Here is a 16,033-nt window from a genome sequence, read left to right as displayed (position 1 = left end):
ACTATGCTTAAGCAAGATATTGTTCTAGCTACGAATAATCGCCATAAACAGCGTGAGATTTCGCACTTTTTTTCTCAAAAAGTCTTGATTCCCGAAGATTTAGGTGTTACATTTGAAATAGAGGAGAGCGCAACAACCTTCGTTGGTAATGCCTTACTCAAAGCACAGGCGCTCTATCAATTAACCGGCAAAGCCACATTAGCTGACGATTCAGGCTTAGTCATCGAGGCTTTGCCCCATATATTGGGGGTACATAGCGCCCGTTTTGCACCGCAGATGTCTCAAGAGGAGAAGAATGAGCATGTTATCGATCTTATGCGAGGGGTGGTAAATCGCCAAGCTTATTTTGTCTGCGCGATGGTCTTGTATCATCAACAAGAGAGCTTTATAAGTGTTCAGTCAACGTGGATAGGTAGCATCGCGCATGAGGTAAAAGGAAACAATGGCTTTGGTTATGATGCAATTTTTAAGCTAGAAGATGGTCGGCATGTTGCGCAGTTGTCCGCAGAAGAGAAGGCGCAATGTTCCCATCGTGCGAAGGCTTTAAACAAACTTAATCACTGGTTTCATTCTAATGAAGATGGAGGATAATTTGAATTTATGGAAACAAGGAAAGTGATTGGAAACCCCAGAGCATCCACGCAGTTTCACCAGTTGTTGATTAAAAATCTCAAAACGTACCGAAAAAAGCGTGGTTACTCTCAAATGAAGCTTGCTCAACTCTGTTCGGTTTCGCCTAACTATATCGGTGAAATTGAGATGGGTCGTAAGTTCCCTTCGGCTGACACGATGGATAAGATCATTTTTGCGCTTAATCTTAAACCCTATCAGCTCTTCTTTAGCGAGGAGGATTTTTCGGGTTTAGATGAGATGCTTAAAGATCGTTATGATCGAGTAAAGAGTGATTTGGTCTCTTACGTGGAGGAAGCGTTGCGTTTTTATGAGAGCGAAGATACTCCCCTTGGGGAGGGTGCTGAGCGTCAAGAATTAACGCGTTCAATGCGTCTACGTGATACGCAGAATCCTCCAAAAAAATCGTAGTTTTTACTTTATGGGAGAATTTAATGAGACAAAGAAGTCTGTTCTTCTTTTTGTTGATTCCGCTTTTGGTTAACTGTACGGTGGGTTCGTCCTCAACTAAGGATCGCTTTAATGTGGTGGTGAGCGCCTATGCTGGTGAGGTTGTGGTGCATCGAGGAGAGGAGCGTTATCCTATTAAATTGTCGATGCACCTCGAACTCGGAGATATGATTGAGGTGCCTGAAGATGGATACGTGCAGCTACTTTTTCGTGATGGTGCGGTGGTGCGAGGCAGTGGTGGCTCTACGTTGGGAATTCCTGATGAGGGCATTGTTCGCTTAGTGCAAGGGGAGAGTTTTTATCATGTTGAACGTCAACAAGCGCGTAGCTTTGTTGTACAGACACATAATGCCAAAATCGAGGTGGTTGGCACACAATTTATGGTGCATGCCAAAGCCGATGAGACACAAGTCGCGCTTCTAAATGGGGAGATTATGCTGGATGTTGCAGACAAAAAGATAGCTCTACATGCAGGAGAGGAGCTGTTGATTACTCACGAAGATGGCGCAATCTCTGCGATTACTGCACTCTATCCCGAAACCGTGGAGCGTTTTGCTGAAATTTATGCGCTAAAACGTGTGCCTGCGAAGGTTACAGAAGAGGAAGAAGACGAAAGCGAATTATTGGATCTTCGCGCACGTATTGCCGTGCAGGGTATCGAATTGGAGTCATTGCGTGAGCAATTACTGCAGAAAAATCAGGAGATCGCCAAGTTGGTGCAAGAGATGCAAGTGCTTTCGCATCGCGCAGAACGTTTTGAAGATCTCTATAACACTGAGCGACGCTGGGTGGAGAAGTATAAAGAACTGCTTGAAGCACAAGAGATTAGTGTGGATTAGTGGAGGCGTGCTTTTGTAGAATCTTTTGGATGTTATCGCCAAGGGTAGTTTCTGGCATGGTGAGATTGTATTGAGCTAGATTCTCTATAAAGAGCGGCGGAGGTGGTGCGATAAGTGGACTTTTGACGCTCTTACTTGGATCATAAAAGAGGTAATGATGGAGGTTATAGCCACTCTTGCTGTGGGGATTATAGAGAGCATCGCCGCTAAGTGGATGGTGGTAATGGGCGCATACTGCACGAATTTGGTGGGTGCGCCCGGTCTCTATCACGCAGGCAATGAGGCTCTTTTTTGCGCGACTTTTTAGGGGATAGATGTGGGTGATGGCTAATTTTGCATCTGAACGTGGCGCGTCGAGACAAAAACTTTTATTCTCCTGTCGATAAAGATAAAGCTGACTGGTGATGGGTTCGCTTACCTTTCCATCTACGATAGCAAGATAGATTTTTATCAATCTCTTTTCTTCTTGTAGCTGAAAAAATTGTCGCGCACCATGGCTCGTTTTTGCTAAGATGATCACGCCAGTTGTTCCCACATCTAAACGATGAACGGGCGCTCGGTTAAAGCTAAGACTCTCTTCTACGCCATATTTCCAAATGAGCCAATCGGTTAAAGAGGGAAAATTCCCATGACTAATCCAACCCACAGGCTTGTTTATGGCGACAAAATCTTGCGACTCCCAAAGAATTTCTAACAACTGATAGCATGCAATTTCTTCTTGTGTAAAGACAGAACGGGCGGTCGTTGTGTGCATGGTTTGCGACTCTCCCATACGTTCTTGCATATTTTTTGCCACAAAAGTGAGGATATCTCCCTCTACAAGGCGATACTTTTGGCTTGACTTTTTGCCATTAACCTTGATAGTTCCTTTACGGATTGCTTGAAAAATTTCGGCTAAATGTAAAAAAGGAAATGCCCGTCTAGCCACTACATCTAAGCGTTTGCTTGCATCATTTTCTTTGATATAGTGGCTTATCTGCTCATGACTATCGGAGGATAGTTTCATGTCGATTTGGGCCTAACGAGATGGTTTTAATGGGAACACCTAAGAATTGCTCGATAAATTCAATGTAAGCGATAAGCTCTTTAGGAAGCTCCTCATATGTGCTGATTGATTGGGTTTCACACTTCCAGCCACGAAAGGATTGATAAATAGGTTTTAAGGGGAGTGCGCTATCGGCGGGAATACTTGTATAGTGTTGACCGTTGGCTTCATAGGCAGTGCAGAGGAGAATTTCGTCGAATTGATCGAGCACGTCGGCCTTCATGATAGCTAATTCGGTGAAGCCATTGATCTGCACAGCATAGCGCAAAACATTAAGATCAAGCCAACCGCATCGGCGAGGTCGCCCCGTCGTAGAGCCAAATTCATGTCCAATTTCGCGGATTTGCTCCCCGATGCTGTCATGAAGTTCCGTGGGAAAAGGCCCTGCTCCAACGCGCGTTGCATACGCTTTGAAGACACCAATGCGACGCGTCAACCAGTGTGGCCCCACGCCTGCGCCAACACTCGCCGATCCTGTGGTGGGGCTTGAGGAGGTTACAAAAGGATAATTCCCATGATCGATGTCAAGCATCATGGCTTGTGCTCCTTCAAAGAGAACGTTGGCTTCTTGCTGGAGTTTATTATGGAGAATCTCTGTAGTATCCACAATACGGTGAGCTAATTGCTTAGCATATAAGAGATAATCTTGGACAATCTTCTCAACATCGAGGGCTTGCCCATGGTAAATTTGCGTAATGATTTGATTTTTGTGGGCGGTGTTTTTGCGGATTTTCGCCTCAAGCTCTACTGGGTTGAGGAGATCGACGGCACGAATACCCGTACGTTCGAATTTATCCATATAGGCAGGGCCAATACCACGTTTCGTTGTGCCAATTTTATCGTTACCTAAGTTAGCTTCTTTTAATATGTCGATTTCAATGTGATAGGGAAGAATAATATGGCATCGTTGGCTAAGGAGAATGTGGGACGACGAGAGTCCTCGCTCTTCCAGCGCGGCGATCTCCTCCAATAAGACACGCGGATCGACAACGACACCAGGGGCTAAAATACAAATTGCCTTCTCATTGAGCACGCCACTGGGTAGTAGGTGCAAGACATACTTTTGCCCGTTTACCACAACGGTGTGCCCAGCATTATTGCCTCCCTGATAACGTACGACAACCTCGGCATTTGGCGCTAAGAAGTCGATAACTTTTCCTTTGCCTTCATCCCCCCACTGCATTCCACATACGACCGTTCCGCCCATATTCTCCTCCTTATGAGTAAGAGTGCTTATTTTTTATTAAAAATATGTAAAATATCACTATTTATACTAAGTGCTAATAATCCAAAGATAATGGTAAAGCCGATAATTTGATACGCCTTGAGTACGCCATTAGGTAGCGGTTTGTTCCCTAAGATCATTTCTAAAAGAAAGAGCACGATGAGTCCGCCATCCAGAAGGGGAATCGGGAGTAAATTCATAAAGCCAATAATAATAGAGAGGATGGCAAGGAGGTAAAAGATGCTTACCGAGCCCTCTTTTATGGAGGAGCGAGCAACTTCGCCAATAATTTCTGTGGTTTGAATGGGGCCAGAAAGCGAGCTTTTGAACTCTAATTGACCGGTAATGAGCCGGTGTAACCCACGAATATAGTCGCGAAGCGTGGTTACAAAGAGCTTTGCCCCACTACCTAAGGCGAGAAAGAGGGAATCTCCTGACACGGCGACTTCTTGTACCACCGAGATACCTAGCTTGCCATTAGATAGGGGAATGGATAGCGTGGTGGGTTCACTATGGTTTGCTTTAAGCACGGTTAATTCAATCACCTCGTCCGCTTGGTAGGGGCGCAAGATCCGTGAAATATCATGAAAATCATTGACGCGTTCGCCATTTATCGCCATAAGCGTATCTCCGGCGAGGAGACCGTGCTTTTCTGCAGGTGAGTCGGGATAAATATATTGAAGTGTATTACTTAGATAAGGAGTAAACGGCATGATACCTATCCCCGTTTTGCTGTCTAAGCGAATCTCTTTGGTGAGGGTGATGGCGGTTTCATCGCGCAGAATATCGAAACTAAGGGTATCGCCTCCGGAGACGATGATATGTTGTTCTATTTGATGAAAATAATCGATAGATTTTCCATTAATACGGATGATTTTATCTCCGCTTAAAAAGGGAAGAGCCGTCTCACTCTGTTCTTGAGGCACGAAAATTCTATTTTCCATGCGAATTTCATGTCGATCCATCATGCTCATGCCCACAAAGATCAGGTAGGTAAAGATAAAGTTAAATCCCGCCCCCGCCATTACGGTGAGGAGCCGTCGCCAAGGATGCCCGTAATAAAGATCGCCTTTTTTTGCCGGCTCGCTGTTTCTATTCTGCATGGTTTCGCCCTGCATTTTACAGTATCCACCCAATGGAAGCGCCGAGATAGCAAACTCAAAGGTTTTAAATTGCTTCTTCCAAAGCTTTGGCCCCATGCCAATCGAGAAGACTTCCACCGTGATGCCCGTTGCGCGCGCTACTAGAAAGTGTCCCAGCTCATGGATAAAGACAATGATATTAAGCCCTAAGAGACCTAAGATCCAAATAGAATAATTCCCTAACATGTATGGTTTTCCTTATAGTAATTGGATGAAAATTCACGACTCCACCTATCTGCTTGCCAAATATCTGCTAATATTAGCGGGTTAAAGGGATGCGGATATAATTGCGATAGGGCGCTCTCCACAATACGACTGATGGCTAAGAAGGGGATTTTTCCAGCCTGAAAGAGTGCCACTGCCTCCTCATTGCTAGCGTTGTAGATAATGGGATAGGGATCTCCTTGTCGACAGGCTTGGTAAGCGAGATTGACCATCGGAAACGTTTCGTGATCAATGGCGGTGAATGACAATGTTTTATCAACAAGATCAAGAAAAGAGCACGAGGCAAGGGCAAGCTCGGGGTCAAGGAGCGCATTTTGAATCGGAAGTTCCATGTATGTCTCACTGATATATGCATGAAGCGCGCCATCTTGCGTGCGAATAAGGGCATGCACCAAACTCTGGGGGTGTTGCAACACGTTGATCTTATCAATGGGAATGTCAAACAATTTCCAAGCCTCAATTACCTCAAGACCTTTATTAGCGAGCGTTGCCGAGTCGATAGAAATTTTTGCGCCCATTCGCCACGTAGGATGCTTCATTGCTTCTTGGGCAGTAACCTGATGCAAATCAGTCACTTTTTTTCCACGAAAAGCACCACCACTAGCGGTAATGATATACTCATCGACAGCAAGCGGACTCTTCATGAGGTAAAATAGCGCCGAGTGTTCTGAGTCCACAGGTAAAATTTTCGCACCATTTTTTTCTGCGATTTTTTTGAGATACTCCCCCGCCATCACGATGCTCTCCTTATTAGCAAGGGCTAAATCGATACCTTTTTCTAGGGTGTAGAGAGAGGCATGCAAGCCACTTGCCCCAGCAATCGCATTGAGCACCAGATCGGCATGGGTGTTTTGGATAAGACGGCATAAGGCATCTTGCCCTTGTAGTAGGTGTTGATTGGGGTGTGAAGCTCCCGTAAGCGCAAGCGTTGCATGAGGGAATTCTTTTTGTAGCGTTAGTAAGGTGTCGGCTTGGGTATGCGCTTGGAGCCCAATGACGTGTAATTTTTGGGGAAACTTTCTCGCGATATCGAGAGCAATCTTGCCAATGCTTCCGGTTGCACCGAGGATAATAATCTTTTTCATTAGGCAAAGTAGATAAAGAGATAGTAGATGGGTGCAACAAATGCCAATGAGTCGATGGTGTCGAGTACGCCACCTCGTCCAGGAATGATGTCGCCTGAATCTTTAACGTCAGAGCTTCGCTTAAGGGTCGACTCAAAAAGATCACCAATAATGGAGGCAATCCCGCAGGTGAGCCCCATGGCTAAGGCGTAGATGACTCCCCGTTCCCCAAACATTTGTGGCGCAAACTTAGGTGCTAGATAGAGATAAGCAATAAGGGCGACGAGCATCGATGCCGTTAGCCCGCCAATAAAGCCAACTAAAGATTTATTAGGACTCACCATAAAGATCCCTTGCGAGTGCGTCTTTTTACCAAAGGCGCGCCCTACATAATAAGCCATTCCGTCATTAAGCGTGATGAGTAGCAAGTAGACGGCAAGAATCGTGCTTGAGTGATGAAATGTATTGAGTTTAACGAAATAACCGACAAAGAACCCCGGGTAAAAGAGGGCGAAAACCATCGCGGTAATGCGTGTAATCGTGGAGTCCATTTTGTTTTTGTTGGCCACCAGCGTCTGCTTGGCAAAGATGAGGCTAAGGATAACGGCAAGCATGGGCATTTTGAGTGCTTCTAGCGAGGCGAAATAGCCCTCTAGGGTGCTCATTACCGGAAAGTAGGCACCAAGTAGGGGGTAGATGAGCGTATCAACATCATCGAATTTATGTTTAAAGATTTTGCCTAGCTCATAGGTGCCAATGGCACTTAGGGTGATCAGCGTGATGCTACCGACTAGATGGTTGTGTGATTTAAAGACAAAAACGATGAGCAAAAGAAATATCGTCCAGCCGACAGCGGCGATATTTCTGATGGCAAAATTAGATAAGGCTTTCACTACTCTCCTCCGAAGGTTCGATGACGATTTTGGTAAGATGTCATGGCGAGATCAAACTCTTTAGGAGTGAAATCAGGCCAAAGTGTTTTTATATAAATCATTTCTGCATAAGCAGATTGCCAAAGCATAAAGTTTGAGAGACGCTCCTCTCCTGCGGTGCGAATCACACAGTCAAGATCGGGTAAGGAGGGTTGATCGAGGTGTTGACGAAGGCTCTCTTGATTAAGCGCTAATTCTTGTGCAAGAACTCTTTGCGCGGCGCGAATAATTTCATCTCTTCCGCCGTAGTCGATAAGGAGGTTGAGGGTTAGTTGCGTATGATGTGCCGTTTTTGCCTCTACCTCGTCTAGGTCTTTGATGATTTGCTTGCTAAGGCGATGTTTATCGCCAGAGTGAAGGATGCGGATACCATATTCATGATAAAAAGGGAGCTGTGCTTTGAGATGCGTGGCGATAAGATTCATCAGAGCGCCGACTTCTTCTTGGGCACGCGTCCAGTTTTCGGTGGAGAAGGTATAGAGCGATAGATAGGGGATGGGGGATTTCGCGACATGGGCTACAATGTTTTTGGTAGCCTGTAGCCCTTGCACATGTCCTTTAGAGCGGGGAAGCGATTTTGCTTTTGCCCAGCGCCCATTGCCGTCCATAATAATACCCACATGATGGGGGAACTCTTTTACTGCCATCAACTCCCTCTTTTTCTAATGGATTGATATCCTTTTCTTCTCTTTTTTGTATCGATAGAGGTTGGAGGACTTGGATAGTGATGAGACTCTTTAGCCGACATTAGATCTCCATGATCTCTTTCTCTTTTTCTGCAAAGAGAGTGTCAACTTTTTTGATGGCATTGTCGGTAGCTTTTTGAATATTTTCTTTGTCTTTTTTTTCGTCGTCTTCGCTAAGACCGGCTTTTTTCAGCTGTTCTAGGGTATCACGGCGAGCGTTACGAATAGAGACACGGTGCTCTTCTGCCTCATTTTTTGCTTGCTTAACGAGGGCTTTTCGGCGCTCTTCGGTGAGGGGGGGAAGATTAATGCGAATAACTTTGCCGTCATTGTTGGGATTAAGGGAGAGGTCGGAGGCGAGAATGGCCTTTTCGATAGCGCTAAGTTGACCTTTGTCCCAAGGTTGGATGAGGATGAGGCGCACTTCTGGGGTGCTGATGGACGCAACTTGGTTGAGTGGTGTGGGGGTGCCGTAGGAGTCGACCATGACACGGTCGAAGATGGAGGCGGAGGCTTTGCCACTGCGGATGAGGCTGAAGGTGGAGATTAGATTGTCGATGGCCTTTTGGATTTTTTGTTCCATGTCATCTAGGATAGCATTGCTCATAAAAAAACTCCTCTTAAGGTGGGAAAGATCATAGAATGAAATTTTCAAAAAGATACTTAAAATCTACCCGATTTTTGAGAAAAAAGCAAGGGGTCGCTAGGTATTTTCGCTCAGAGGCGCATTTTTTCGATAATTGTTACAAAAAAGGAACAATTTTTATTTTGATAAACTTGAAAAAGATAGCGTTATTGGATATAATGGAGATATAGCCTTGGGCTATCAATCTATTTATGAGAGAAAACAATGGGAGAGATGGTATGAGTAAAGTTGTCTTGGTTGGCGCTAATCATGCGGGTACGGCGTGTGCGAACACCTTGTTGGATAATTATCCTGAACATGAGTTGGTAATTTTTGATCGCAACAATAATATTAGTTATTTGGGTTGTGGTACGGCGCTTTGGGTGGGTCGTCAGATTGAGAGTCCTGATGGATTGTTCTACTGCTCTAAGGATGTCTTTGAATCCAAGAATGCTACGGTCTACATCGAGACGGAAGTAACCCACATCGATTTTAAAGCCAAAAAAATCACCGCAAAAAATAAAGAGGGTAAAGAGATCGTTGAGAGCTACGACAAGCTCGTGCTTGCTACGGGATCGTTGCCTATCCAACCCAAGCTTCCGGGTATCAACCTAGAGGGCGTGCAATCGGTAAAGCTCTTTCAAGATGCTGTGGCTGCCGACAAGCGCATGTCTGACCCCAATATCAAGAGTGTGGCTGTGGTGGGCGCAGGGTATATCGGTGTGGAGATCGCCGAGGCGGTGCATCGTCGTGGCAAAAAAGCTTACCTTTTCGACGTGCGAGACACCTCGCTGTGTGGCTACTACGATGCCGAGCTGACGCACGATATGGATGCAGTCTTGCAAAAAAATGGTGTAAACCTTCATCTTAACGAGAGTGTTGTCTCTATCGATGGTGATACCAAAGTTACTGGCATTACAACCAATAAAGGCAACTATCAAGTTGACATGGTTGTGCTTGCCATTGGCTTTAACCCCAACACCGCTCTTGGTCGCGACCACCTCAAGATTTTTGGCAAGAATCAGGCCTATCTTGTCGATCTTCATCAGCAAACAAGCGATCCTGATGTCTTTGCGATCGGCGACTGCGCAACGGTCTTCTCCAACGCCTTACAAGACACCGCTTACATCGCGCTGGCTACCAATGCGGTGCGTAGTGGAATCGTTGCAGCCCATAACCTTGCAGGCACAAAAATTGCTTCCAACGGCGTGCAGGGTTCTAACGGTATTAGCATCTTTGGCTACAACATGGTCTCTACCGGTCTCACCCTTCGCGCCGCTAAAGAAGCTGGTTTCCAAGCGATGGTTACCGAGTTTGAAGATTTGCAACGCCCAGCCTTTATGAAAGAGAATCACCCTGTCAAGATTCGCATTGTCTACGATGGCGACACCCGCCGTATCTTGGGCGCACAGATGGCCTCGTACGAAGATATCTCGATGGGCATCCACATGTTCTCCCTCGCTATCGAACAGAAAATCACCATCGATCACCTAAAACTAGTCGACATCTTCTTCCTTCCGCACTTCAATCAGCCTTACAACTACATCACCATGGCCGCCATCACTGCCAAGTAAGATCCATTTTGTTTTTTGTATAAGAGGGGCGCTAAGCCTCTCTTTTTTATGCCCAACAGCCAATAGTAAAATGAAAAACTATAGTATAAGTAAACAGAAAGTGAAAAAAAGCGTAAATTACAATTTCTAAACGGATATCTCGTTTTGGTCGAATAAATTTGGGTAGTCCGACAATCCACAGCATGAGGAGAAAAAAGAGAATATCTAAGGCATAGAGCCAACTGATATCTCGACAATATGGAGCAAATAAAAGATAGAAAAAAGGTAAAAAAACCGCTCTAGGTAGGCTAACTAGCACTACCCACAGATGATTATGATTTAGTTGCCATTTTTTCATAAAAAACCTCCTATAACCCCCAAAGAGGAGTTATAGGATAAGTATCGGTTAATTACTTGGGTTGGTAAAGCATCGCGATAGATTTAGGCTCCACCGTAATGCTACCTCTAAAGGTGCTCTCGGTGAGATCGGGGGTTACCTGCCACGTGTCAGCAAAGAGACGCCACTCGCCACCACTTAGGTTGACGGTGTGGGTATTCTCGCCGGCGTTAAAAATCAGGTAGACACCTTGCCACGCGTCGCTATTGGTGTGGTCGATCACTCTAAAGGCCATAAAGAGCGGATCCTCTTGACTACCCTTTACAATCTCGAAGGCGTGGTTGCCGTTGGGGAGGAGACCCTGCTTGAAGAGCGGGTGGTTCTTACGGATTTGGATAAGATTTTTGTAGTAGTTGAAGAGTGGCTGGGTGCGGTTTTTGAGGTCATAATCCAATTGATTGGTACTATCGGGAGATTTGTAGCTGTTCTCGTCGCCATTTTTTGTACGCATCATCTCGACCCCTGCGTGCAAGAAGGGGATACCGGGAGAGGTAAGCACCATCGCATTGGCCATAATTTGCAGGCGCATGTACTCTTCAAAGCTCTCACCGGGTACGCTCTCGAGCCAGCGGTCGTAGAGAGTGTGATTGTCGTGCGCGCTTACGTAGGCAATGGTGTCGGTAGGGAGCTTGGCATAAGCGCCGTCGCCATGACCATCGATATTCTGGAGCGCACCGAGGTAGCCAAAGAGCGCGCGAGCATGCACTTCGGGGTTGCCGTTGACAAAGCCAGACTCTTTTGCATCAAAGACCCAGCCCTTCAGTCCATCACGAATATCGTCGTTAAAGACGGCAATATCGGGCATTTGATAGGTGTTGGTCTTTGTCGCAGAGAGGTGCGCCGGGAGCGGAGATCCACCGCCTGTCCAGCCCTCGCCGTAGAGCACGACGTAAGGATTGATCGCTTTAAGTTCTTGTGCGATGAGGTTCATGGTTTCGATATCGTGCACTGCCATGAGGTCGAAGCGGAAGCCGTCGATTTGGTAGGTCGTCGCCCAGTGCTTGAGGGAGTCAACCATGTAGCGTCGGAACATTTCGCGTTCAGATGCGGTCTCATTGCCAGTACCAGATCCGTTAGAGAAGTTGCCAAATTCATCCATTCTAAAGTAATAGTCGGGTACGAGGTGCTGAAAGTAGTGATCGGTTACAGGCCCGGTATGGTTATAGACCACATCCATCACTACACCGATACCATGCTCATGGAGGTTATCAACCATCGCTTTGAGTTCGCGCATGCGCACATAGCCATCGGCAGGATTACTACTATAAGATCCCTCGGGTACGCTATAATTGAGCGGATCGTATCCCCAGTTGAAGACGTTATCTTGGAGGTTGCCTTCATCCACAGAGTTATAGTCGTAGATGGGTAAAAAGTGAATATGGGTTACGCCGAGATCTTTGATGTGATCAAGACCGGTGCTCTGCCCGTATTGATTGGTTGTGCCTGTCTGCACCACGCCGAGGAATTTCCCGCGTAGATCCTCGCTATGGTTGGTGGTGGCAGACATAGAGAGATCGCGCACGTGTAATTCGTAGAGAATTGCATCTTTGGGGGCAACTTTGATAAATTCGTTGCTGTCAAAGCGTCTACCTCTAAAGGCAATTTCGGGCGTGGTAATGAGCGCTCGGCGTCCATTAGTACCGGTCGTAATGGCGTAAGGGTCGGTGAGGGTGTGCGTTTGTCCAGCATTGGTTACGCTATAGTTATAGTAGCGCCCAATTAAATTCTCTTGTAGCGTGAGTTGCCAATGTCCTCTCGCCCCTCGGGTAAGCGGATAGCTTTCATAGAGGGGAGAATTGACGCCATCTTCGTAGAGGTTGAGGGTGATATCGGAAGCGGTGGGGCTCCAGATGTTAAAGGTGGTGCTCTCGGTGGTAGGCATAACGCCCCATTGAATGGTATTTGGTGGGAGGTAGTGATTGGTAAAGTCGGGATGGTCGTAGAATTTAAAGAGGCGAAGGGGCATCTCGTGGGTGGTAGTGCCGTTGTTGATGGCTACCGTGAGGTGATGAGAGAGCTCGCTGATAGGTTGCTCTAGGGTGAAGTGATGCAGAAGTTTGGCTGGGTGCGCTTTATGGGTCAGTGTCGCGCGCTGATTGGTGGTGTGGTTGATAAGCTCCAGCGTGGGTGGCTTATCAAGGGCAACTTGGCTCTTAACTTCGATGGTCTGATTGTTGATTAAACTTGCATAATAGAATTGCATAGTATTCTCCCTCTGGGTACTCTGGGATGATGCTTGCCGACCACAACTTAGCAAACTCATCCAAGAGAAGAAGCCAACTAGCAACAGTGCAGTACGTGTCATAGCATTTCTCCTAAAAAAATAGATCTAACACTTTTAGTGTACCACGAGGTGAAGCCGTTGTCAAACTGAAAAATAAAAATATTATAATTAATGAATATATAATTTGGTGGATGATAAATAAAAAGTCCGCTACTAAATAGAGTAGAGCGGACAATGAGAGCGTCTGAGGGGAATCGAACCCCTCGCATCAGTTTGGAAGACTGAGGTATTACCACTATACGACAGACGCGTTTAATACTAACAACCACATCATAGCAAAAAAGAAAAAAAGTGTCAATAGTGAAAAAACTCTTTTTTTACCATTGACAAAAGTAATCAATACTGCTTATAGTTTAATAAGTCTTGATGTTCTGCCTTTTTGGGCGAGAGCTTGCTTGGTTTTGAGAAAAAAGATATTTTTATCTATTTTAGGTAATGCATCAGGGGCGATTTATCGATGATACTATTATTAAATGAAATCTTTGTGAAGAAGCGGGTAGAGGTAAGTGAGTAAGAGCGGGTCGAAAAAACTGATTATCGTGGAGAGTCCACATAAGGCAACGATTATCCAGAAATTTTTGGGTAAAGAATTTAAAGCAATGGCAAGTGTCGGGCATATCCGCGATCTGCCCAAGGGTGGACGGGGCAAGAAGGCCTTGGGCATCGATGTGGATAACCAGTTTGCCATGAAGTATGAGATCATCAAGGGTAAGGAAAAGCGCATTCAAGAGCTGAAAAATGCCGTTGCCAACGCCTCGGATATCTACTTAGCCCCCGACCCCGACCGCGAAGGGGAAGCCATCGCTTGGCACTTGAGTGAAGCTCTCGCCCTGCCCGCTGATCGGGTTAAACGTATCACTTATACCTCGGTAACCAAAAAGGCCGTTACCGAGGCTATCGAGCATGCGCGCGCCATTAATATGGATTTGGTGAATGCCCAACAGGCAAGGCGGGCGCTCGATCGTTTGGTAGGTTTCTCGCTCTCGCCTTTCTTGTGGCAAAAGGTGGCGCGCAACCTCTCGGCAGGACGGGTGCAATCGCCTGCGGTGCGTATTATTGTCGAGCGTGATAAAGAGATTGACGCGTTTGTCTCGCAGGAGTATTGGTCAATTAAGGCACACTTACTCACCCAAAAAGAGTCTAAGAGCATTCAGTCGGTACTCACTTATTTTGATAAAAAAAAGTTTGGCCTAGAGCATCCCCTAGCCACCAGTAAGGCTGGCGTAGATGAGGTACTTACTAGCTTTCAGGGGCAACAGCCCATTATCGAGAGCGTCGAGAAAAAGGAGAGCCAGAGCAAGCCCAATGCACCTTTCACCACCAGTACGCTCCAGCAATCGGCCAATATCTACTTGCGATATAGTGCCACACGTACCATGCGCATCGCACAAAAGCTCTATGAAGGGGTTGAGGTCGAGGGGACGCCAACGGGTCTTATCACCTACATGCGTACTGATTCGGTCAGTGTCGATCCGCAAGCGGTAACCGAGGCGCGCACCTATCTGCAGGAGCGTTTTGGGCAAGAGTATATCCCGACGCAAGCGCCTAAGTATAGCTCTAGCAACAAGAACGCCCAAGAGGCGCACGAGGCCATTCGCCCCACCGATATTAGCCTTACCCCTGAGCGAGTGAAACCTCACTTGAGTAATGATGAGTATCGCTTGTACGAGATGATTTGGCATCGCTTTGCCCAGAGTCAGATGTCGCCTGCGCGTTATGCCAATACCTCTTTAAAGATTCAATTAGGACGTGGTCTCTTTGAGGCGAAAGGGCGTCAGCTTTTGTTCGAAGGCTTTTTGGCTCTGGCGAAAGATAAGCGCTACGACGAAGATGCCGATGCCAATAGCAACGAAGAGAACGATCGTCTGCCTGCGGTAGAGGTTAAAGAGGTGCTCACCACGAAGGAACTCACTCCTAATCAACACTTTACGAAGCCCCCTGCACGCTTTAATGAGGCCAGTTTAGTTAAGTCGTTAGAGAAGGAGGGCATTGGCCGTCCTAGCACCTACGCGCCAATCATTCAGACCATTTTGGAGCGTGGCTATGTCATCCAAAAAGAGCGTTCCTTCTACGCTACCGAGCTAGGCATCGCGGTAAATCAACTCATCTCCTCGAGCTTTAGTAATATTGTCGACCTCCACTTTACCGCCAGCATGGAAGAGAAGCTTGACCTTGTAGAGCAGGGTAAAGAAGATTGGGTGGCACTGTTAAGTGAATTTTACTTTCCTTTCATTAAGCAGATCGAAGAGGCTAGTGCTAATGTTGCTCCGCTTAAAGGGCGTCCTTGGGAGGGGGAGGAGCGTTGTCCGCTCTGTGGTGAGGGCTTGGTGGTGCGCTACAGCAAGGCGGGTGCTTTTTTAGGGTGTAAGAATTATCCGGTCTGTAAAGGTGTGCTCACGATGCCAGGGCAACAGGGCGATGCGGTAGAAGATGCTAATGGGGTGAAGCAAGAGGAAGTTTTCTGTCCGATTTGTCAAAAGCAGATGGAGTTGAAAAAGAGTCGCTTTGGGCAGTACTTCTATGCCTGTAGCGATTATCCGATCTGTAAGGGCACGGTCTCGGTGGACAAGGAGGGCAAGCCCATTATTCTCCCTAAGGTAGACAAAACTTGCGATAAATGTGGTAAGCCGATGGTGGCAAAAATGAGTCGTCAAGGTATCTTTTTGGCCTGCTCTGGTTATCCTGATTGTCAAAATACGATGGCACTCAACAAAGATGGCACGATAGAGCTTGCTCCTGAACTCAAAGAGCCTGTCAACTGCGATAAGTGTAACGCACCGATGGTGGTAAAGCGTGGCCCGCGTGGCTGGTTTTTGGCCTGCTCTAAATACCCCAAGTGCCGTAGCACCAAGCCTATGCCTACCGAAGAGAGCTAAGATAATTTCTTTCTAGCCTTTATGTTATGGCGATAGATAGCCCCACCTTATGGGGTTATC

The 16,033-nt window shown here is 46.6% G+C and carries 14 protein-coding genes and 1 tRNA gene; 5 read left to right on the top strand and 10 right to left on the bottom strand.

What is annotated here, in order from left to right; genetic code table 11:
* Positions 1-3 precede the first annotated feature (3 nt).
* From rdgB to PVA46_RS05170, 3 genes are read left to right on the top strand one after another with little or no spacing between them, the layout of a single operon-like run.
* The gene (gene rdgB, locus PVA46_RS05180; protein ID WP_167695693.1) at positions 4-591 is read left to right on the top strand and encodes an RdgB/HAM1 family non-canonical purine NTP pyrophosphatase; all 588 of its coding nucleotides are present in this window, start codon (positions 4-6) and stop codon (positions 589-591) included.
* A 9-nt stretch (positions 592-600) separates the two neighbouring features.
* Entirely contained in the window at positions 601-1,041 is a 441-nt protein-coding gene (locus PVA46_RS05175; protein WP_167695692.1) for a helix-turn-helix transcriptional regulator, read from the top strand.
* Positions 1,042-1,064: 23 nt separating this feature from the next.
* Entirely contained in the window at positions 1,065-1,919 is an 855-nt protein-coding gene (locus tag PVA46_RS05170; RefSeq protein WP_167695691.1) for a FecR family protein, read from the top strand.
* On the opposite strand, the gene PVA46_RS05165 is transcribed toward PVA46_RS05170, so the two are convergent.
* From PVA46_RS05165 to frr, 7 genes are all read right to left on the bottom strand, one after another.
* The gene (locus PVA46_RS05165) at positions 1,906-2,925 is read right to left on the bottom strand and encodes an RluA family pseudouridine synthase (protein WP_167695690.1); all 1,020 of its coding nucleotides are present in this window, start codon (positions 2,923-2,925) and stop codon (positions 1,906-1,908) included. The genes PVA46_RS05170 and PVA46_RS05165 overlap by 14 nt on opposite strands.
* Positions 2,906-4,171: an adenylosuccinate synthase gene (locus tag PVA46_RS05160; protein ID WP_167695689.1), complete on the bottom strand. Its 1,266-nt coding sequence runs from the start codon at positions 4,169-4,171 to the stop codon at positions 2,906-2,908. The genes PVA46_RS05165 and PVA46_RS05160 overlap by 20 nt, the downstream gene beginning before the upstream one ends.
* A 26-nt stretch (positions 4,172-4,197) precedes the next feature.
* The gene (gene rseP, locus PVA46_RS05155) at positions 4,198-5,517 is read right to left on the bottom strand and encodes an RIP metalloprotease RseP (RefSeq protein ID WP_167695688.1); all 1,320 of its coding nucleotides are present in this window, start codon (positions 5,515-5,517) and stop codon (positions 4,198-4,200) included.
* Positions 5,511-6,641, bottom strand: coding sequence for a 1-deoxy-D-xylulose-5-phosphate reductoisomerase (gene dxr, locus PVA46_RS05150; protein ID WP_167695687.1), 1,131 nt, complete (start codon positions 6,639-6,641; stop codon positions 5,511-5,513). Before dxr ends, rseP begins: the two co-directional genes overlap by 7 nt.
* Positions 6,641-7,513 carry a phosphatidate cytidylyltransferase gene (locus tag PVA46_RS05145; RefSeq protein ID WP_167695686.1) on the bottom strand — a complete coding sequence of 291 codons (873 nt, stop codon included), beginning with the start codon at positions 7,511-7,513 and terminating at the stop codon, positions 6,641-6,643. Before PVA46_RS05145 ends, dxr begins: the two co-directional genes overlap by 1 nt.
* Complete coding sequence (gene uppS, locus PVA46_RS05140; protein WP_167695685.1) at positions 7,513-8,199, bottom strand: polyprenyl diphosphate synthase; 687 nt, start codon at positions 8,197-8,199, stop codon at positions 7,513-7,515. The genes PVA46_RS05145 and uppS overlap by 1 nt, the downstream gene beginning before the upstream one ends.
* A gap of 100 nt (positions 8,200-8,299) precedes the next feature.
* Positions 8,300-8,845 carry a ribosome recycling factor gene (gene frr, locus PVA46_RS05135; RefSeq protein WP_167695684.1) on the bottom strand — a complete coding sequence of 182 codons (546 nt, stop codon included), beginning with the start codon at positions 8,843-8,845 and terminating at the stop codon, positions 8,300-8,302.
* Positions 8,846-9,102: 257 nt separating this feature from the next.
* On the opposite strand from frr, the gene nox reads away from it, so the two are divergent.
* Positions 9,103-10,437 carry a H2O-forming NADH oxidase gene (nox, locus tag PVA46_RS05130; protein ID WP_167695683.1) on the top strand — a complete coding sequence of 445 codons (1,335 nt, stop codon included), beginning with the start codon at positions 9,103-9,105 and terminating at the stop codon, positions 10,435-10,437.
* A 46-nt stretch (positions 10,438-10,483) separates the two neighbouring features.
* Here the strand turns inward: nox and PVA46_RS05125 are convergent, their stop codons facing one another.
* From PVA46_RS05125 to PVA46_RS05115, 3 genes are all read right to left on the bottom strand, one after another.
* Complete coding sequence (locus PVA46_RS05125) at positions 10,484-10,774, bottom strand: hypothetical protein (RefSeq protein WP_167695682.1); 291 nt, start codon at positions 10,772-10,774, stop codon at positions 10,484-10,486.
* Between the two features lie 52 nt (positions 10,775-10,826).
* A complete protein-coding gene (pulA, locus tag PVA46_RS05120) occupies positions 10,827-13,118 on the bottom strand; it encodes a type I pullulanase (RefSeq protein ID WP_167695681.1) in 2,292 nt (763 codons plus the stop codon).
* A 158-nt stretch (positions 13,119-13,276) separates the two neighbouring features.
* Positions 13,277-13,347, bottom strand: a tRNA-Gly gene (locus PVA46_RS05115).
* A gap of 256 nt (positions 13,348-13,603) precedes the next feature.
* Here PVA46_RS05115 and topA point away from each other — a divergent pair.
* Positions 13,604-15,973 (top strand): type I DNA topoisomerase, encoded by a 2,370-nt coding sequence (topA, locus tag PVA46_RS05110; protein WP_167695680.1) that lies wholly within the window; start codon positions 13,604-13,606, stop codon positions 15,971-15,973.
* Positions 15,974-16,033 lie beyond the last annotated feature (60 nt).

The sequence above is a fragment of the Entomospira culicis genome (genome assembly GCF_028748145.1).
Classification (GTDB): Bacteria; Spirochaetota; Spirochaetia; order WRBN01; family WRBN01; genus Entomospira; species Entomospira culicis.
Note: the sequence above shows the minus strand (reverse complement) of the source record. Positions and strands in the feature narration are given on the sequence as shown.